The organism is Streptomyces sp. ERV7, from assembly GCF_001653515.1.
In the GTDB taxonomy this organism is placed as follows: domain Bacteria; phylum Actinomycetota; class Actinomycetes; order Streptomycetales; family Streptomycetaceae; genus Streptomyces.
Genome location: NZ_LYOY01000051.1, coordinates 1,136,171 through 1,153,500, shown reverse-complemented (window position 1 = coordinate 1,153,500; position 17,330 = coordinate 1,136,171). Strand labels below are relative to the sequence as shown.

The window sequence follows — 17,330 nt, the reverse complement described above, 5'->3', positions numbered from 1 at the left end:
CCACCGCCGGCGCGGACCCGCCGCCCTCAGTGCGCCTGGTCCAGGGAAGTCGTGATCCGCCCGAGGAGCCGCTGGAGCGAGAGCACCTCCGCCACCGAGAGACCCGTGGCCGAAAGGATCTTCAGCGGTACGGGCAGCGCCCGTTCCCGCAGCCCGGAGCCTTCCTCGGTGAGCCGGACCGTCACCGAGCGCTCGTCCTCGGCGCTGCGCTCACGGGTCACCAGACCCGCCGCCTCCAGCCGCTTGAGGAGGGGCGAGAGCGTGCCCGAGTCGAGCCGCAGCCGTTCGCCGATCACCTTGACGGGCTGCGGGCCGTGCTCCCACAGGACCAGCATCACGAGGTACTGCGGATAGGTCAGACCGAGGTCCTTGAGCGCGTCGCGGTAGACGCCGCCGAAGGCGCGCGACGCGGCGTGCAGGGAGAAGCAGACCTGGTGGTCGAGGCGGAGGAGATCGACGTCGGACGCCAGGGGCGGGTGCGACGCGGCGGGAGTCGACGAGGAGCTCATGACACCAGGGTAGCTTGTCGACCGCCATTGAGTTGCGCACAATTTAGTTGTGTGCAACTCTTTGAGCACAGGGAGCGGGCGCCGCTCACCACCGGACGGAAGAAGAGGCATCCCATGGACGCGCTGTACACCGCCGCCGCCACCGCCAACGGGCGCGAGGGCCGGGCCGTGAGCTCGGACGGCCGGCTCGACCTGCCGCTGGCCATGCCCCCGGCGCTGGGCGGGAACGGCGAGGGCACCAACCCCGAGCAGCTCTTCGCCGCCGGGTACGCGGCCTGCTTCGCCAGCGCCATGGGAGCGGTCGGCCGCCAGATGAAGGTCGACACCAAGGACGTCTCGGTCACCGCCGAGGTCTCCATAGGCAAGGACGACACCGGCTTCGGCCTCGCGGTCGTCATGCGCATCGAGCTGCCGGACGAGCTCGCGGGCGAGACCGGCCGCCAGCTGGTGGAGGCGACCCACGCCTACTGCCCGTACTCCAAGGCGACGCGCGGCAACATCGAGGTCGAGCTCGTCGTCGAGTAACGACCGACGGCACACAAGAAGCCCGGGCCGACGAGGCGTTCCTCGTCGGCCCGGGCTTCGCCGTATGCACCGCGGCGCGGGCACTCAGCCCGCCGCGGCCTCCGTACGGATGCGGTCGAACTGGGCGCCCATGGCCTCGGCCAGGGCGTGGGCGCCGGACAGCGGACGGACCATCACCGTGAGGTCGTCGATGAGTCCGTCCTCGTCGAAGTGGAGGAAGTCGCAGCCGTTGACTTCCAGCCCGCCGACCTTGGCCGTGAAGACCAGGGCCTGGTCACGGCCGTCGGCGCCGACGATCTCCCGTACATAGCGGAAGTCGGCGAAGACCCGGCCCACACCCCGCAGGATCGCCGCTGTGATCGCCTTGCCCGGGTACGGCTTGAACGCCACCGGACTGGTGAACACCACGTCCTCGGCGAGCAGTTCCTCGATCGCGGCATGGTCGCCGGACTCCACGGCCTTGCGGAAGGCACTCGTCGTCATCAGTCGCCCCCTCCTCGCATACTCAATTTTTTGATTAGGTGCAGGAGACACTAGACACCTTCCCGGCAGCACGTCCAGACCCCGCCCCCACCCTCCTCGTCGAGGGTCGATTTCCAGCCATGACGGACTGTGACAGCCGGTTCACAGCTTGACGCACGACCACCAGGGGCTGCGGAAATCCCTTGGCCGGAAAGCCACTTATCGCTCGGCCCCGGTTCCCCATCCCGCAGACGCATTCAGGTCATTGTGCGGACACCTTCATGACATGTACGCGCCCCACCTGCAACGCTGTGCTCGCACGTGGCACCCGCACCCCCCACCTCCCCCCTCAGAAGGGACGCTCGCGTGACCTCTCGTATACCTCGCTCTACGCGCGTCGCCGGCTCCGTCGCCGCCGCCGCACTGCTCGCCGCAGGCCTCACCGGCCTGGCTTCCGGATCCGCCGGCGCCTCCCCCACGGGCGACGACTCCTCCGCGCAGCCGCTCCGGCTCTCCGCCTCCCAGCGGGCCGAGCTCATCCGCGAGGCGAACACCACCACCGCGAAGACCGCCGCCGAACTGGGCCTCGGCGCCCAGGAGAAGCTGGTCGTCCGCGATGTGATCAAGGACGCCGACGGCGCCGTCCACACCCGTTACGAGCGCACCTACGCCGGGCTGCCGGTCCTCGGCGGCGACCTCGTCGTGCACGAGACCAAGGCGGGCAAGTCGGCGGGCGTGACCCGGGCGACCAGAGCCGCCATCAAGGTCGCCTCCACCACCCCCGCCCTCGGCACGGGCGCCGTCCAGCAGAAGGCGCTCACCGCCGCCAAGGGCGCCGGGGCCCAGAAGGCCACGGCCGACCAGGCACCGCGCAAGGTGGTCTGGGCGGCGAAGGGCACCCCGGTGCTCGCCTACGAGACCGTCGTCGGCGGGCTCCAGGACGACGGCACCCCGAGCCAGCTGCACGTCGTCACGGACGCCACGACCGGCAAGCAGCTCGCCCAGTGGCAGGCCGTCAAGACCGGCACGGGCAACAGCGAGTACAGCGGCAAGGTGACCCTCGGCACCACGAAGTCCGGCTCGACGTACCAGCTCAGCGACTCCGCCCGGGGCGCCCACAAGACGTACGACCTCGGCCACAAGACCTCGGGCAAGGGCACGCTCCTCACCGACGCGGACGACGTGTGGGGCAACGGCCTGGCCTCCGACACCCAGACCGCGGCCGTCGACGCGCACTACGGCGCGGCGGTCACCTGGGACTTCTACAAGAGCGTGCTGGGCCGCAACGGCATCAAGAACGACGGCGTGGCGTCCTACAGCCGCGTCCACTACGGCAAGAACTACGTCAACGCGTTCTGGGACGACGGCTGCTTCTGCATGACCTACGGCGACGGGTCCGGCAACGCCGCCCCGCTGACCTCGCTGGACGTGGCCGGGCACGAGATGTCGCACGGTCTGACGGCGGCCACCGCCAACCTCGAGTACAGCGGCGAGTCCGGTGGCCTCAACGAGGCGACCTCGGACATCTTCGGCACCTCGGTGGAGTTCTACGCGAAGAACACCACCGACGTCGGTGACTACCTCATCGGCGAGAAGATCGACATCAACGGCGACGGCACCCCGCTGCGCTACATGGACAAGCCGAGCAAGGACGGCGGCTCCAAGGACAGCTGGTACTCCGGTCTCGGCAACCTCGACGTGCACTACTCGTCGGGCCCGGCCAACCACTTCTTCTATCTGCTCTCCGAGGGCAGCGGCGCCAAGACCATCAACGGCGTCAGCTACGACTCGCCCACGTCGAACGGCTCCACGGTCACCGGCATCGGCCGCGACAAGGCCGTGCAGATCTGGTACAAGGCGCTCACCACGTACATGACGTCGACGACCGACTACAAGGGCGCCCGCACCGCCACGCTCGACGCGGCGAGCGCGCTCTACGGCGCGAGCAGCGCCGAGTACAAGGCGGTGAACGCGGCCTGGGCCGCGGTCAGCGTCAGCTGATCCGGCTGCCCACCGCACAAAAGGCGGGCGTCCACCCCGGAAAGGGGTGGGCGCCCGCCTCGCTGTGTCAGAGGCCCGCACCCCGCAGCGGCGAGCCACCGAAGAGGCTGCCGAGCACATGCCCCGCGAACTGGAGGCCCGCCTGCTCCCGGGGCGTCAGTTCCGGGGACTCGTCGGAGGAGACGGCGGTCGCGGTCCCCGCGGTGAGGCAGGCCGCGGCGGAGAGGCTGACGAGGACGACGGCGAGACGACGGAGCATGGAAGTTCCTTGGCTGGTGGACGGGCCGGCGTGTGCGGCTGATCGCGTACGACTCTCGCCAACCCGGCACGCCCGGCGCGGTAGGCAGGGCTGGGGGGTGCCCCGATCGGATGAGCGCGCGCGGCCGCCGCGGCCGTCCGCCGGCGCGGGCTCCCCCGGGGGTCGACCTGCCCGGCGCCTGAACCGGGCAGGAAGCAGGGGTGTGGGGAAGGTCTCCTCCGCGGCCGGGCGCCGTGGGCGTACCCTCATGGCATGACTCTTCTCGTGATGCGCCGACACGTGGACTACGTGCGCGTCACCAGCATGAGCTGTCGCCCGCAGGACTGACCCTCGCGGCCTTCGCGGCCACGGCCCCGGCCCGGCTCTCCGCCCGCCCCGGCCCTCGCCCTTCTGCCCCACGGTCCTGTCGCGGTCCCCCGGTTCCGGCGCACCCATACGCCGATCCGTTCCGGCCGTCCTCCCGCCAACCCCGGGAACAGGACCTCCGTACGTCCCGGAACGGAAACGGAAACCGCTCATGTCCAGCACCACCCTGCTTCCCACCTCCCTCCCCGTGGTCGACCTCTCGCAGGCCGACGACCCGGCCACGCGTGACGCCTTCCGCGAGGAGCTGCACCGAGCGGCTCGGGACACCGGGTTCTTCCATCTCACCGGGCATGGCATCGACGCGGCCGAAGTCGCCCGCATACAGCGGCTGACCAGGGAGTTCTTCGCCCTGCCCGAGGCCGATCGGCTCGCCCTGAGCAATCTGCGCTCGCCGCACTTCCGCGGCTACACACGGATCGGCCACGAGCTGACCGGCGGGCGTTCGGACTGGCGCGACCAGCTGGACGTCGGGGCCGAGCGGCCCGCGCCGGTGGTGGGGCCCGAGGACCCCGCGTACCGCTGGCTGGAGGGCCCGAACCAGTGGCCCGACGCGCTGCCGGAGCTGCGCACCGCCGTGCTCGACTGGCAGGACCGGCTCGCGGCCGTCGCACACCGGCTGCTCAAGGAGCTGCTCGCCTCGATCGGCGCCCCGGCCGACTTCTTCGACGCCGCCTTCGCCGAGCGCCCGCATCTGCACACCAAGCTGATCCGCTACCCCGGAAGCGCGCCGGAGGGCGACGGCCAGGGCGTCGGCGCACACAAGGACTACGGCTTCCTCACGCTGCTGCTCCAGGACTCGGTGGGCGGGCTCCAAGTCCGCCTCGGGGACGGCTTCGTGGACGTGCCGCCGCTGCCCGGCGCGTTCGTCGTCAACCTCGGCGAGCTCCTGGAGATCGCGACCGAGGGGTATCTCTCCGCGACCGACCACCGGGTGGTCTCGCCGCCCGGGGCGGTGGAGCGGTACTCGGTGCCGTTCTTCTACAACCCGCGCCTGGACGCGCGTGTCGACACGGTCCCCGGCGGCTATCTGGCCCACGCGCCGGGTGTGGCGCACACCGCCGACAACCCGCTGCACGCCGAGTACGGCCGCAATGAGCTGAAGGGCTGGCTGCGGGCGCACCCGCAGGTGGCGCGGCTGCACCACCCGGAGCTGGTGGACTGAGCGCGTCCGCGGACTCGTTTCGGGGCGCCGTCCTCCCGCGATCGGCGCCCCGGAGGGAGCGGGGCCGTCTGCTCGGGGATAGACGGCCCGGCTCCGATTCCAGCTTGCGCCGTACTTCCGGGAAAAGCACGGGGTGTGCGACCACGTAAAGTGGCCAATTCGGCTGCGCCAGGGCCGCCCTGTGGGCGGTGGGGCGGGTGATGCGCATGCGGTCACGCGGCGTGACCGGGTGAATCGGTCAGGGTGACGGCAGCGTCAAGGCGCCCCGGGCCCGGGCTCGCGCCGGCTACCGCGAGCGACCTACCGCCCCGGTATGAGGCGCCCCCGTGGGCTACCTCCGAAGTTCATACGGGTTCAATCCCACGGTGAATGCGGGGCGGTAGCCGCGATTCCTATGGTGTTCCGCACCCGAGGACATGAGTCCTCCGGGGACACTCAGGAAGGGAACGAGTCCATGACCACGGTACGGGGGAAGTCCAGGTTCGCGTACGGCGCCGTCGTCGCGATGGCCGTCACCGGGATCGGCGTCCTGCCGGCGCACGCCGCGCCGACGCACGCCGAGGCCGCACAGCAGCAGTCGGCCGTGTCGGCCACCAGCGGCAGCACCAAGGCCGCCGCGTCCCGCAGTTACACGTACCTCTCCTTCAAGATCAACCGCAAGGACACCTCCAACTCCCGGCTGAGCCTGGTGTACGTCCAGGTGATCAACCCGGACAAGGTCCGCACGTACACCGTGAAGACCTGGCGCGCCGGGTCGGGGACGGGCAGCACCAACGCGTGCCTCAAGAACCGTGGTGTGCTGCCGAGCGGCGACTACACGATCCGCTCGTTCGAGGCCCACAAGGACGGCGGGCGGGGCGGCATCCACGGCCTCGCCTGGTATGTCGGGGAACGCCCCTGCAAGCCCCACAGCAAGGTGAACCGGGACGCGCTGTTCGTCCACAGCGAGATGCTGCCCAACGGCAAGCAGGGCAAGAGCGAGCCCTACCGCTGGGACGGGAACAGCGACTACAAGTCGAACGGCTGCATAAAGCTCAAGCCGTCCGACGCCCGCGACCTGGCCGGCTTCCGGTCGAACTACCCGCACCCCGGGAAGCTGTACGTGTCGTAGTCAGCGCTCACAGGGGCCCTCGTCGACCGGTGTCGACGAGGGCCCCTGCCCCGCGCTAGCCGCCGACGAACTCCTCGGCTCCGTACCGCACCTCCGCCTTGTTCCAGTCCACTCCCAGTTCGGCCACGAACTTCTTGGCGAGGGGGAGGTCGGCGAGGGGGGCGATCAGGACGAGGCGGCCGTCCCGGGCGGTGACCGAGCCGCCACCGAGTTCGTCCCGGGCCTCGGGGTCCGCCAGGAGCGCGTCGTGCAGCTTGCGCGAGGTCACTCCGCTCGCCTCGATGTCGACCGCGTTGGTCTCGGGCGAGGTACGCGGAAGGTGGCGGAACGTCAGGACGGACTCCTGCTTGTACTCCTTGCGGATGACGTCCGCGATGTGGTGCAGCCCGGCCGCGCTGACGTGGTTGACGTCGAACTCGCGCGAGCGCTCGTACGTCGCCTTCTTGAGGTCCGACGACCAGAAGACGCCGTCCAGGAGCGTCGAGCGGCCGGCCTTCGCTCCCTGGGTGCGGATGATGTTCCGGACCTCGTGGTCGAAGCGGGTCAGCCGCGTCTTGAGGCGGGGGTCCGCGGGATCGGTGATGGTGGCCGTGTTGTTCGTCGCGAAGATCTCCGCCGTCGCCGTGGTGTGACCCGCCGGGAACGGGACCGAGGCCGCCGCCGTGCCCGCGCCGGTCACGCCGAAGGTCAGCGCGCCGACCGCCGCGAGGGTACCCAACCGTCGATTCATTTCCCGCCACTCCCTGGCCCTGGGCCCCGTGGGCCGTGATCTCTCCGCGTCGGCGACACGGCAGAGATCACGGTAGGGGGCGCGAGGGGGCGCCTTCCGGGATATGTACGCGTATGGCCGATAACCGATGTCGACGACCGGCCCCCTGGCCGCCCCTAGAAGAACACCCCGCACCTCAGCAGCACGTTCGCGTACGGCCGCGCCTCCCCGGTCCGTACGACCAGCCGCGCCCCCGCCGACAGCGCCTTCAGCTCGTCGTGCGCGACCAGTTCGAGGCGGGGGAAGCGCGCGGCCAGCAGGCGCGCGGCCGGCGGGTTGGCCTCGCGCACCTCCCGCGCGGCGGTCGCGCCCTCCACCACCAGCTCGGCGAGGAGTCCGTCGAGCACCTCCGCGAACGAGGGCACCCCGGCCCGGAAGGCCAGGTCGACCACGCGCGGGCCGGGCGGGATGGGCATGCCCGCGTCGCACACCAGGACCCCGTCCCCGTGGCCCAACTCGGCCAGCGCGCCGGACAGATGACGGTTGAGGATGCCGGCCTTCTTCACCGGGCGAAGACCTCCTCGGCGGTGGGGAAGGACTCCTGCGCCCCCTGCCGGGTGACGGCGGCCGCGCCGACCCTGGCGGCGAAGGCGGCGGCCTCCGCCAGGCTCTCGCGCAGGCTCAGCCGCCACGCCAGGGCGGCGGTGAAGGCGTCGCCCGCGCCCGTCGTGTCGACCGCGTCGACCCGCGGGCTCTCCACGCGGACGAAGGAGGTCGTGCTGCCGGCCGCGACCAGGGCGCCCGCCGCGCCCAGAGTGATCACCACCGAGCGCGGACCGCGCAGCAGCAGCGCCCGCGCCCAGTCCTCGGGTTCGGGGCCCGCCGAGGAGCCCAGCAGGAAGCGGGCCTCGTGCTCGTTGACGATCAGCGGGTCGCAGGCCGCGAGCACCTCGGCGGGCAGCGGGCCGGGCGGTGAGGGGTTGAGGACGAACCGGCTGTCGAACGCGAGGCTGCGGACGGTCTCGACCACCGTCTCCAGCGGGATCTCCAACTGCGCGGAGACCACCCGCGAGGCCTGGAAGAGGCTGGCGGCGGCGCGTACGTCCTGGGGGGTGAGGCGGGCGTTGGCGCCGGGCGAGACCACGATGCTGTTGTCCCCCGACGGGTCCACGGTGATCAGCGCGACCCCGGTGGGCGCCCCGCCGACCAGCATGCCGACCGTGTCGACACCGGCCGCCCGCTGGGAGTCGAGCAGCAGCCGTCCGTGCCCGTCGTCGCCGACGCGGGCGAGCAGCGCGGCGCGCGCGCCGAGCCGGGCGGCGGCCACCGCCTGGTTGGCGCCCTTGCCGCCGGGGTGGACCACCAGGTCCGAGCCGAGCACCGTCTCGCCGGGGCCGGGGCGCCGGTCGACGCCGATGACGAGGTCGGCGTTGGCGGACCCGACGACCAGGAGGTCGTAGTCGTACATCCGTGTCCTGCTTTCGCTGAGTGGCGGGTGGGCGTCCGTCATGAGAAGTCGGAGACGTTCTGCCGGGTGACGACCTTGACCGGGACCTTCACGGTGCTCTCGACCGTGTCGCCCTTCGCCGCCCGCACCGCGTTGCGCACCGCGATACGGCCGAGTTCGGCGGGCTGCTGTGCGACCGACGCGTACAGCGTGCCCGCTGCGACCGCCTTCAGGCCATCGGGGGTGCCGTCGAAGCCGACCACGGCGACGGAGCTGCCCGCCCGGTCGCCCAGTGCCTTGACCGCGCCGAGCGCCATCTCGTCGTTCTCGGCGAAGACTCCGGTGACGTCGGCGTGGGACTGCAGCAGGTTGGTCATGACGTCGAGGCCCTTGGTGCGGTCGAAGTCGGCGGGCTGGCGGGCCACGACGGTGATGCCGGGGTACGCCTTGACGCCCTCGGCGAAGCCCTGGCCGCGCTCGCGGCTGGCGGAGGTGCCCGCGGTGCCCTGCAGGACGACGATCCTGCCCTTGCCGCCGAGCTTGTCGGCGAGGGTCTTCGCGGCGAGCCTGCCGCCCGCCACGTTGTCGGAGGCGACGAGGGTGGCGGTCTCGGCCTTGTTGACGCCCCGGTCGGCGGCGACCACGGGGATGTCCGCCTTGTTGGCACCGCGCACGGAGGGGCCGACGGCGTCGGAGTCGACCGGGTTGACGATGATCGATTTCACCCCGGCGCCGGTGAAGTTCTGGATCTGGTTGGCCTGTTGGGAGGCGTCGTTCTGGGCGTCGGTGACGGTGAGGTCGATTCCGGCCGCCTTCGCCTCCGCCTTGGCCCCGGCCGCCATCTGGACGAAGAAGGGGTTGTTGAGGGTGGAGAGCGACATCCCCACCTTGGTGGACGAGCCGGACGAGCCGGTGTTGACGAACGAGAGGGCGCCCAGGACCGCCGCCAGGGCGACGGCCGCGGCCGCGAGCCTGGCCGCGCCCCGCCTGCCGCCGAATCCGGGCGCGCCGCCCGAGCCGGGCAGCGCCGACCCGGGTGCGGCTCCGGCGCGGCGGCGCGCCGTGTCGAGCAGCACCGCCAGCGCGATCACGGCACCGATGACGACCTGCTGCCAGAAGGCCGACACCGACAGCAGGTTGAGGCCGTTGCGCAGCACGGCGAGGATCAGCGCGCCGATGAGCGTGCCGGACGCCTTGCCGACGCCGCCGGACAGGCTGGCGCCGCCGATGACGACGGCCGCGATCGCGTCGAGCTCGTACCCCTGGGCGGCCTGCGGCTGCGCGGAGACGAGGCGGGAGGCGAGCACGATGCCGGCGACGGCGGCGAAGAGGCCGGAGAGAGCGTAGATCGCGATCTTCTGCCGCTTGACCCGCAGCCCCGAGAGCCGGGCCGCCTCCTCGTTGCCGCCGATCGCGTACATGGACCGCCCGATGTACGTACGGGACAGGATCAGGGCCGTGAGCAGCCCCATCACGACCATCACGATCACCGGGACCGGCAGATGGCCGCCGAGCGTGTCGCCCACCTTGGAGACGGACTCGGGGAAGGCGATCGGGCTGCCCTGCGAGATGACCAGGGAGAGGCCCCGGCCGATCGAGAGCATGGCCAAGGTGGCGATGAACGGCGGGAGTTTGCCGTACGAGACGAGGGCGCCGTTGACGACGCCGCAGGCCAGGCCCGTACCGATGGCGAGGACGACCGCGAACCAGACCGGCAGGCCCTGCTTGGTCGCCGTCCACGCGAGCACGGTCGCACTGAGGGCGGCCACGGAGCCGACGGAGAGGTCGATGCCGGCCGAGACGATGACGAAGGTGACGCCGAAGGCGAGGATGGCGGTGACGGCGGCCTGGACACCGACGTTGAGCAGGTTCTGCGTGGTCAGGAAGTCGCCGGAGAGCAGCGACATCGCCACCGCCAGGACCACCAGGGCGCTGAGGGCGCCGTTGTCGAGCAGCAGTCGGCGCACCGCCCGGGCGCCGCTCGCGCCCGTGGTGCTCTGGAGCGTGTCAGTGGCCACGGGAGCCCTCCTCTTCGTGCGGTGCCGGGGCGGCGGCGGGGGCCGCGCCGACGGCGAGTTCCATGACGGCTTCCTGGGTCGCCCGGTGGGCGGGGAGTTCGCCGGCGATCCGGCCCTGGGCCATGACGAGCACCCGGTCGCTCATGCCGAGCACCTCGGGCAGATCGCTGGAGATCATGAGGACGGCGTGCCCGGAGGCGGTCAGTTCGTTGATGAGCCGGTAGATCTCGACCTTGGCGCCGACGTCGATGCCCCGGGTCGGCTCGTCGAGGATGAGCACCTTCGTCTCGGCCAGCAGCCACTTGCCGATGACGACCTTCTGCTGGTTGCCGCCGGACAGGGTGCGCACCTGCTGGCCGAGCCCGGCCATGCGTACGCCCAGTTCCTCGGCGATCCGTGCGGCCGCCACCCGCTGTCCCCGGCGGTCCACGAGCCCGGCGCGGGTGGCCGAGCGCAGCGTGACCAGACCGAGGTTCTCCTGCACGGAGGCGTCCAGGACGAGCCCCTGGCCCTTGCGGTCCTCGGGGACCAGGCCGATCCCGGCGCCCATGGCGGCGTTCACGTCGTGCCGGGGCAGCCGGGCGCCCAGCACCTCGACCTCGCCGCTGTCGTAGCGGTCGGCGCCGAAGACGGCGCGGGCGACCTCGGTGCGGCCCGCGCCGACCAGCCCGGCGAGGCCGACGACCTCACCGGCGCGCACCTCGAAGCCGACGTCGTGGAAGACGCCGTCACGGGTGAGTCCGCGCACCGAGAGCAACGGGGCGCCGACGTCGGGGCGTTCGCGCGGGTACTGCTGGTCGATGCCGCGCCCCACCATCAGACGGACGAGTTCGTCCTCGGGGGTGGAGGCAGGCACCTGGTCGACGCTCCTGCCGTCGCGCAGCACGGTGACACGGTCGCCGAGGGCCGCGATCTCCTCCAGGTGGTGGGTGATGAAGACGACGCCCACGCCGTCCGCCCGCAGCGAGCGCACGATCGTGAAGAGCTTGTCGACCTCTTCGGAGGTGAGGACGGCGGTGGGCTCGTCCATGATGAGGACACGCGCGTCGAGGCTGAGGGCCTTGGCGATCTCGACCATCTGGAGCCGGGCGATGCCCAGTTCACGTACGCGCGCGTGGGGCGGGACGTCGACGCCGACACGCGCGAGGAGCACGGCGGCGTCCGCCTCCATCCGTGTGCGGTCGATCAGCCCGAAGCGGCGCGGTTGGCGGCCCAGGAAGATGTTCTCGGCGACGGTGAGGTCGGGGACGAGGGTGAACTCCTGGTGGATGGTGGCGATGCCGAGCCGTTCGGCGTCCTGTGCGCCGTGGATGCGCACCTCGTGCCCGTCGACGAGGATGCGGCCGCTGTCGGGTCGGTGGGCGCCGGAGAGCACCTTGATGAGGGTGCTCTTGCCCGCCCCGTTCTCGCCGAGCAGGACGTGCACCTCGCCCCGGCGCAGGGCGAAGTCGACGCCGTCGAGGGCGAGCACTCCGGGGAAGGCCTTGCGTATGCCTTCGACGCGCAGCAGGTCGTCGGGGCCGCTCACGGGGTGCTCCTCCGGTTCGGGGTGCCCTCGCCGCAGGAGCTGCGGACGACCAGGCGCGCGGGCAGGGTGACGGACTGCGGGGGCCGCCCCTCGATCCGGTCGACGAGGGCGCGGACGGCGGCCCGGCCCAGTTCGCCGGTGGGCTGGGCGATCGCGGTGATCGGCGGATCGGTGTGGACGAACCACGGGATGTCGTCGAAGGCGGCGAGCCCGATGTCGTGCGGTACGCGCAGACCGTGCGCGCGGATCGCGTCGAGTGCGCCGAGCGCCATCAGGTTGTCGGCGGCGAAGACGACCTCGGGCGGCTCGGGGAGCGCCAGGAAGCGCTCGGTGCTGCGGCGGCCGCTGTCGGCCTGGAAGTCACCGTGGCCGATGTAGGCCTCGGGCAGCGCGAGCCGGTGCTCGCGCAGTGCGGCCCGGAAGGCCTCGACGCGCTCGCTTCCGGTGGTGGTGGCGGCCGGGCCCGCGATGATGGCGAGCCTGCGGTGGCCCAGGGCGTGCAGATGGGCGACGAGGTCGCGGATGGCCGCGCGCCCGTCGGCCCGGACGACGGGGACGTCCACGCCGGGGATCCAGCGGTCGACGAAGACCATGGGGGTGCCCGCGCGGGCGGCGTCCAGCATCAGCGGGGAGCCGCCGTCGGTGGGCGAGACGAGCAGCCCGTCGATCCTGCGGTCGAGGAGTGTGCGGACGTGGTGGTCCTGGAGTTCGGGCCGCTCGTCGGCGTTGCCGATGATGACGCTGTAGCCGAGCGCGCGGGCCTCCTCCTCGACGGAGCGGGCCAGTTCGGTGAAGTACGGGTTGAGCACGTCGCTGATGACCAGGCCGAGGGTGCGGGTCTGGTCGGTGCGCAGCGACCTGGCCACCGCGTTGGGCCGGTAGCCGAGCGCGTCGACGGCGGCGAGGACGCGGGCGCGTGCCTCGGGGCTGACGGACGGGTGGCTGTTGAGGACACGGGAGACCGTGGCGACGGACACGCCCGCGCGGGCTGCCACGTCCTTGATGCTCGCCATGCGCCGGACCACCTCCTTGTGAGCCCGTGGAATCGATTACACGGAGGATTGGAATCGATTACAGGCCCCGGGGCAAGCCCCTTCCGGGGCTCCGAGATCCGATCGTGATGAACGCGCGCCCGGATGAGCGGCACGGCGGCCGGTTCGGCGGAGCGGCAAGGACTGGCCGCCGTGCCGCTTCCGATGGCGCCGGGGTCGGGCCCGGTGTCGGGCCCGGTGTCGGGGCCGGTGTCGGGCCCGGTGTCGGGGCCGGTGTCGGGCCCGGTGTCGGGGCCGGTGTCGGACATCACATACGACCCGGTCCACCACCACCTGGCGGCGGCCACCTTCGGACGGGGTTTCCGCAGACTCCTTACCGGTCAGTAGGTTTGACGGCCCGTCAGGCCCCCGTCGGCGCGGCCGGCGGGGGCCTCTCCACGCACGTGCATGGAGAGGTCGGCGGCGGCCGGTTCGGATCGGTCCCTTTTGGCCACTGCACCGTTGCGATCTCGCCATGTACCGTTCAAATACGTGTCGTCCGGCAGCCTCCCAACTGCCGTTCTACGCGCGCAGACTGGGCGCCCGCACCGCCTCTCCCCCACCCCTCATGGAGGTAGCAGGATGCTCCGAACCCGGAGTTCCGCAAGGTCACGGCAGAGACTCACGACCACCCTCGCCGTGTTCGGCATGCTCGGCGCGGGCACCGCCGCGCTGGCCGTGACCGCACCCCCGGCCGCCGCGGCCACCACCCCGCACCGTGTGCTCTTCGACAACTCGAAGGCCGAGACCGCGGGCAACGCCGACTGGATCATCGGCACGAGCCAGCCGGACCCGCTGGGCCAGAAGGCCAGTCCCACGACCGAGAAGGACTGGACCGGAGCCCTTTCGGCCTGGGGCGTCGCGCTCCAGAAGACCGGCGACTACTCGCTCAAGACGCTGCCCTCCGGCAACACGATCACCTACGGCACGTCGTCGGCGCTCGACCTGCAGAACTTCGACACGTTCGTGCTGCCCGAGCCCAACGTCCTGCTGTCGGCGTCCGAGAAGACCGCCGTGATGAAGTTCGTGCAGAACGGCGGTGGTCTCTTCATGATCTCCGACCACATCAACTCGGACCGCAACAACGACGGCGCGGACGCGGTCGAGGTCCTCAACGACCTGATGACCAACAACAGCGTGGACAGCACCGACCCGTTCGGTTTCTCCATCGACTCGCTCAACATCGGCACCGACAACCCGAGGGCCGTCTCGAACACCACGGACCCGGTGCTCAACGGCTCCTTCGGCAAGGTCACCGGCAGCATCATCCGCAACGGCACGACCGCCACGCTGAAGCCCGCGGACAACCCGGCCGTCAAGGGCCTGGTGTACCGCACGGGCTCCTCCGGCAACACCGGCGCGTTCTTCGCGACCAGCACGTTCGGCAGCGGCCGGGTGGCGTTCTGGGGTGACAGCTCGCCGATCGACGACGGCACCGGCCAGTCGGGCAACACCCTCTTCAACGGCTGGGACGACCCGGCCGGCACGGACGCGGCCCTCGCCCTCAACGGCACCGAGTGGCTCGCGGGCGCCGCGGGTTCGAGTGGCGGCGGAGACGGCGGCGGCGGAGGTGGCGGCACCTGCACCGCCGCCCAGCTGCTCGCCAACCCCGGCTTCGAGTCCGGCGCTTCGGCGTGGTCGGGCACCAGCGGCGTCATCACCACCGACTCCGGCGAGGCCGCGCGCACCGGCTCGTACAAGGCATGGCTGAGCGGCTACGGCTCCGCCCACACCGACACGCTCTCCCAGTCGGTGAGCGTCCCGGCGGGCTGCACCAGTGCGAAGCTCAGCTTCTATCTGCACGTCGACACGGCCGAGACGACCACGACGACGGCCTACGACACCCTCAAGGCGCAGGTGGTCGACGGCAGCGGAACGGTGCTGTCCACCCTCGCCACGTACTCCAACCTCAACGCCGGCAGCGGCTACACCCTGCGGACCCTCGACCTCGGCGGGTACGCCGGGCAGACGGTCACCGTGAAGTTCACCGGCACCGAGGGCTCCCAGCTCCAGACGTCGTTCGTCATCGACGACACCTCACTCGACGTGAGCTGACTCCCGGGACCCGACACGGCGGCCGCCGCCCACCCCGTCGGGGGTGGGCGGCGGCCGCCGTGCGTCCTGCGGCTGTCAGTAGCCCGACGTCGAGGGGATGTAGGTGTAGCAGTAGCCGTGACCGGCGTAGCCGTCCTTCGGGTCGTTCGTCAGAAGGGCGTAACCGGTGCGCGGTCCGACGACGCCGTCGGCCTGGTTCGAGGTGAAGGCGTTCTGGAAGTCGATGACCGCCTGCCGCGTCTGCGGACCCCACACACCGTCCTGGGCGATCTGCGGGGCGCCCGGCCCCCAGCTCGCCTTCCAGTTGTTGATGATGTGCTGCACGCACCACACCGCGTTGGTGTTGTTGGCGTAGCCGTCGCCGATGTAGGGCGCACCGGCCCTCGCCTGCGCCGTTCCGGCGAGACCGCTCACCGCGAGGGCCGCCGCCGCGCCCACGACCGCTGCCCTGGCTCCGAACTTCTTCAACACGTCTGCCCCCGATCTCGGGCCCGTCGTACGGGCCGTGCACTGCTGGTGGTGTCGAGCGGCTCGGTGCCGCTCAGGGAACGATCATCCAGCGGCCCGCCAACAGATCTCTAACGGAGGGCGCGGGCACCCGGTATCCGCCGCCGTCATGGCTCTTGTCCGGCTCTTGTCCAGCTCTTGTCCTGGCTCTTGTCTTGTCGGGCGCCGCTCACTACCTTCCGGTAGCCACATCGCACCGTGATTGTCATGTCCCCCCACCGATCATCCGGAGTGACGATGCCCGTGTACCGAACCCTCGGCTCCCTGGCGGCCGTGGTGACCCTGGCCGTGACCGGGTCCTCCGCGACCGCGACCGCCTCCGCGCCCCCTTCGGCCTCCGGCGCCGCGGCGCTGCGGGAGGTGATGTTCGTGGGCAACAACTGGGACGGCACCGCCGACGTCGTGAAGTCCAGCGGCGACCTGGCCCGGATCGGGCGGGTCAACGTCATCCCGGACAAGGACCAGCGGCTGACCGAGATCTACCTCAACCCGATCAAACTGGCCTATTTCTTGGGCATCAGACAGGGCCCGGGTGAGGGCCACGACCAGTTCGTCGACGACATGTACTCCACACCCGACGGCTCCGCCATCGTGGTCTCCCGGCCCAGCTTCGCCGATGTGGTGTCGATCGACCTGGCCACCGGGCACATCAACTGGCGCTTCCCCGTGTCGGGTTACCGCTCGGACCACATGGCCGTCTCCCCCGACGGCACCCGGGTCGCCGTCTCCGCCTCCACGTCGAACACCGTGCACGTCCTCGACATCGCGACCGGGCGGCAGCTCGGCTCGTTCACCACCGGCGACAAACCCCACGAGAACGTCTTCACCGACGGCGGCAAGTACCTGTGGAACATGGCGATCGGCGAGGTGAACACGGCCCTCGACGACCCGGTGTGGGACTGGACGAAGGGCGACCGGCGCATCACGGTCGTGGACGCGCACACCTTCAAGCCCGTCAAGGTCATCGACATGCGCGACCGGCTCGACGCGTTCGGCCGCAAGGACCTCTCCGACGCCGTCCGGCCCGTGGTCTTCACCCCCGACGAGTCCAGGCTCTACTTCCAGGTGTCGTTCTTCAACGGCTTCCTCGAATACGACATCGCCGCCGACCGGATCACCCGCTCCAAGACGCTCCCCAAGAACCCCGCGACCAGCGAGGACCGCACCACCTGGGTCAACGACTCGCGCCACCACGGGCTTTCGATCAGCCCCGACGGGAACAGACTCTGCGTCGCCGGGACGATGGACGACTACGCGACGGTCGTCGACCGCACCACCTTGCGGGAGGGCCCGCTGGTTCCCGCGTCCAAGCCGTACTGGGCGACCGTGAGCGGGGACGGCAAGTCCTGCGTCATCTCCGAGAGCGGGGCGGACCGGATCACCGCGATCGACTTCGCGACCGGGCAGAAGACGGTGTCCGTCGCGGTCGGCGACCATCCGCAGCGGGTCCGCCTCGGCCACGTCGCGGCCGACTGGACCGGCTCCTCGACGGGCTGATCCCACCGGCGTCGGCCGCCCGAGGGGAGTGAGAGAATCACCCCGGCCGACGTGCTTCATCTGCTCGACCCCCTACGTTTCCACCCATACGCAGAGAAACCGCCGTCCGCACACTGTGATCACCAGCACAGTGTGCGGACGGC

The 17,330-nt window shown here is 71.2% G+C and carries 17 protein-coding genes; 7 read left to right on the top strand and 10 right to left on the bottom strand.

Features of this window, described 5'->3' with window-relative positions; all coding sequences use genetic code 11:
- Positions 1-26 precede the first annotated feature (26 nt).
- Entirely contained in the window at positions 27-509 is a 483-nt protein-coding gene (locus A8W25_RS28035; protein WP_067166480.1) for a MarR family winged helix-turn-helix transcriptional regulator, read from the bottom strand.
- A gap of 114 nt (positions 510-623) precedes the next feature.
- On the opposite strand from A8W25_RS28035, the gene A8W25_RS28030 reads away from it, so the two are divergent.
- Positions 624-1,034 (top strand): organic hydroperoxide resistance protein, encoded by a 411-nt coding sequence (locus A8W25_RS28030; RefSeq protein ID WP_067166478.1) that lies wholly within the window; start codon positions 624-626, stop codon positions 1,032-1,034.
- 84 nt (positions 1,035-1,118) lie between these two features.
- Here the strand turns inward: A8W25_RS28030 and A8W25_RS28025 are convergent, their stop codons facing one another.
- The gene (locus A8W25_RS28025; protein ID WP_067166476.1) at positions 1,119-1,517 is read right to left on the bottom strand and encodes a nuclear transport factor 2 family protein; all 399 of its coding nucleotides are present in this window, start codon (positions 1,515-1,517) and stop codon (positions 1,119-1,121) included.
- A 345-nt stretch (positions 1,518-1,862) separates the two neighbouring features.
- Here A8W25_RS28025 and A8W25_RS28020 point away from each other — a divergent pair, with 345 nt between their 5' ends.
- Positions 1,863-3,497: a M4 family metallopeptidase gene (locus A8W25_RS28020; RefSeq protein ID WP_067166473.1), complete on the top strand. Its 1,635-nt coding sequence runs from the start codon at positions 1,863-1,865 to the stop codon at positions 3,495-3,497.
- Between the two features lie 67 nt (positions 3,498-3,564).
- Here the strand turns inward: A8W25_RS28020 and A8W25_RS28015 are convergent, their stop codons facing one another.
- A complete protein-coding gene (locus tag A8W25_RS28015; protein ID WP_067166471.1) occupies positions 3,565-3,756 on the bottom strand; it encodes a hypothetical protein in 192 nt (63 codons plus the stop codon).
- Between the two features lie 517 nt (positions 3,757-4,273).
- Between A8W25_RS28015 and A8W25_RS28010 the strand changes: the two genes are divergently transcribed.
- Both A8W25_RS28010 and A8W25_RS28005 read left to right on the top strand, forming a co-directional pair.
- Complete coding sequence (locus tag A8W25_RS28010) at positions 4,274-5,284, top strand: isopenicillin N synthase family dioxygenase (RefSeq protein ID WP_067166468.1); 1,011 nt, start codon at positions 4,274-4,276, stop codon at positions 5,282-5,284.
- Positions 5,285-5,738: 454 nt separating this feature from the next.
- Positions 5,739-6,395: a L,D-transpeptidase family protein gene (locus tag A8W25_RS28005; protein ID WP_067166466.1), complete on the top strand. Its 657-nt coding sequence runs from the start codon at positions 5,739-5,741 to the stop codon at positions 6,393-6,395.
- Positions 6,396-6,450: 55 nt separating this feature from the next.
- Here A8W25_RS28005 and A8W25_RS28000 read toward each other — a convergent pair whose 3' ends face one another.
- From A8W25_RS28000 to A8W25_RS27975, 6 genes are all read right to left on the bottom strand, one after another.
- Positions 6,451-7,125, bottom strand: a complete 675-nt coding sequence (locus A8W25_RS28000; RefSeq protein ID WP_067166464.1) for a hypothetical protein — start codon at positions 7,123-7,125, stop codon at positions 6,451-6,453.
- 155 nt (positions 7,126-7,280) lie between these two features.
- Positions 7,281-7,670, bottom strand: a complete 390-nt coding sequence (gene rbsD, locus A8W25_RS27995; RefSeq protein ID WP_067166461.1) for a D-ribose pyranase — start codon at positions 7,668-7,670, stop codon at positions 7,281-7,283.
- Complete coding sequence (locus A8W25_RS27990; RefSeq protein ID WP_067166458.1) at positions 7,667-8,572, bottom strand: ribokinase; 906 nt, start codon at positions 8,570-8,572, stop codon at positions 7,667-7,669. The genes rbsD and A8W25_RS27990 overlap by 4 nt, the downstream gene beginning before the upstream one ends.
- 38 nt (positions 8,573-8,610) lie before the next feature.
- Positions 8,611-10,569, bottom strand: a complete 1,959-nt coding sequence (locus tag A8W25_RS27985; protein ID WP_067166456.1) for a substrate-binding domain-containing protein — start codon at positions 10,567-10,569, stop codon at positions 8,611-8,613.
- Positions 10,559-12,097: a sugar ABC transporter ATP-binding protein gene (locus tag A8W25_RS27980; protein WP_067166454.1), complete on the bottom strand. Its 1,539-nt coding sequence runs from the start codon at positions 12,095-12,097 to the stop codon at positions 10,559-10,561. Before A8W25_RS27980 ends, A8W25_RS27985 begins: the two co-directional genes overlap by 11 nt.
- Entirely contained in the window at positions 12,094-13,110 is a 1,017-nt protein-coding gene (locus A8W25_RS27975) for a LacI family DNA-binding transcriptional regulator (protein ID WP_067166451.1), read from the bottom strand. Before A8W25_RS27975 ends, A8W25_RS27980 begins: the two co-directional genes overlap by 4 nt.
- A 123-nt stretch (positions 13,111-13,233) precedes the next feature.
- On the opposite strand from A8W25_RS27975, the gene A8W25_RS34550 reads away from it, so the two are divergent.
- Together A8W25_RS34550 and A8W25_RS27965 are read left to right on the top strand one after the other, a co-directional pair.
- Positions 13,234-13,476: a hypothetical protein gene (locus tag A8W25_RS34550; RefSeq protein WP_067166449.1), complete on the top strand. Its 243-nt coding sequence runs from the start codon at positions 13,234-13,236 to the stop codon at positions 13,474-13,476.
- Between the two features lie 300 nt (positions 13,477-13,776).
- On the top strand, positions 13,777-15,183 hold the full coding sequence (locus A8W25_RS27965) for a hydrolase (RefSeq protein ID WP_420708535.1): 1,407 nt from the start codon (positions 13,777-13,779) through the stop codon (positions 15,181-15,183).
- A gap of 75 nt (positions 15,184-15,258) precedes the next feature.
- On the opposite strand, the gene A8W25_RS34545 is transcribed toward A8W25_RS27965, so the two are convergent.
- Positions 15,259-15,651, bottom strand: a complete 393-nt coding sequence (locus A8W25_RS34545; protein WP_199831844.1) for a peptidoglycan-binding domain-containing protein — start codon at positions 15,649-15,651, stop codon at positions 15,259-15,261.
- A gap of 276 nt (positions 15,652-15,927) precedes the next feature.
- On the opposite strand from A8W25_RS34545, the gene A8W25_RS27955 reads away from it, so the two are divergent.
- On the top strand, positions 15,928-17,187 hold the full coding sequence (locus tag A8W25_RS27955; protein WP_107470806.1) for a YncE family protein: 1,260 nt from the start codon (positions 15,928-15,930) through the stop codon (positions 17,185-17,187).
- Positions 17,188-17,330 lie beyond the last annotated feature (143 nt).

Coding starts and splice junctions, on each gene's coding strand:
- A8W25_RS34550 (WP_067166449.1), top strand. CDS start 13,234: ATGAGCGGCACGGCGGCCGGTTCGGCGGAGCGGCAAGGACTGGCCGCC.
- A8W25_RS27955 (WP_107470806.1), top strand. CDS start 15,928: ATGCCCGTGTACCGAACCCTCGGCTCCCTGGCGGCCGTGGTGACCCTG.
- A8W25_RS28030 (WP_067166478.1), top strand. CDS start 624: ATGGACGCGCTGTACACCGCCGCCGCCACCGCCAACGGGCGCGAGGGC.
- A8W25_RS28000 (WP_067166464.1), bottom strand. CDS start 7,125: ATGAATCGACGGTTGGGTACCCTCGCGGCGGTCGGCGCGCTGACCTTC.
- A8W25_RS27965 (WP_420708535.1), top strand. CDS start 13,777: ATGCTCGGCGCGGGCACCGCCGCGCTGGCCGTGACCGCACCCCCGGCC.
- A8W25_RS28010 (WP_067166468.1), top strand. CDS start 4,274: ATGTCCAGCACCACCCTGCTTCCCACCTCCCTCCCCGTGGTCGACCTC.
- A8W25_RS27975 (WP_067166451.1), bottom strand. CDS start 13,110: ATGGCGAGCATCAAGGACGTGGCAGCCCGCGCGGGCGTGTCCGTCGCC.
- A8W25_RS28005 (WP_067166466.1), top strand. CDS start 5,739: ATGACCACGGTACGGGGGAAGTCCAGGTTCGCGTACGGCGCCGTCGTC.
- A8W25_RS28035 (WP_067166480.1), bottom strand. CDS start 509: ATGAGCTCCTCGTCGACTCCCGCCGCGTCGCACCCGCCCCTGGCGTCC.
- A8W25_RS28025 (WP_067166476.1), bottom strand. CDS start 1,517: ATGACGACGAGTGCCTTCCGCAAGGCCGTGGAGTCCGGCGACCATGCC.
- A8W25_RS27990 (WP_067166458.1), bottom strand. CDS start 8,572: ATGTACGACTACGACCTCCTGGTCGTCGGGTCCGCCAACGCCGACCTC.
- A8W25_RS28015 (WP_067166471.1), bottom strand. CDS start 3,756: ATGCTCCGTCGTCTCGCCGTCGTCCTCGTCAGCCTCTCCGCCGCGGCC.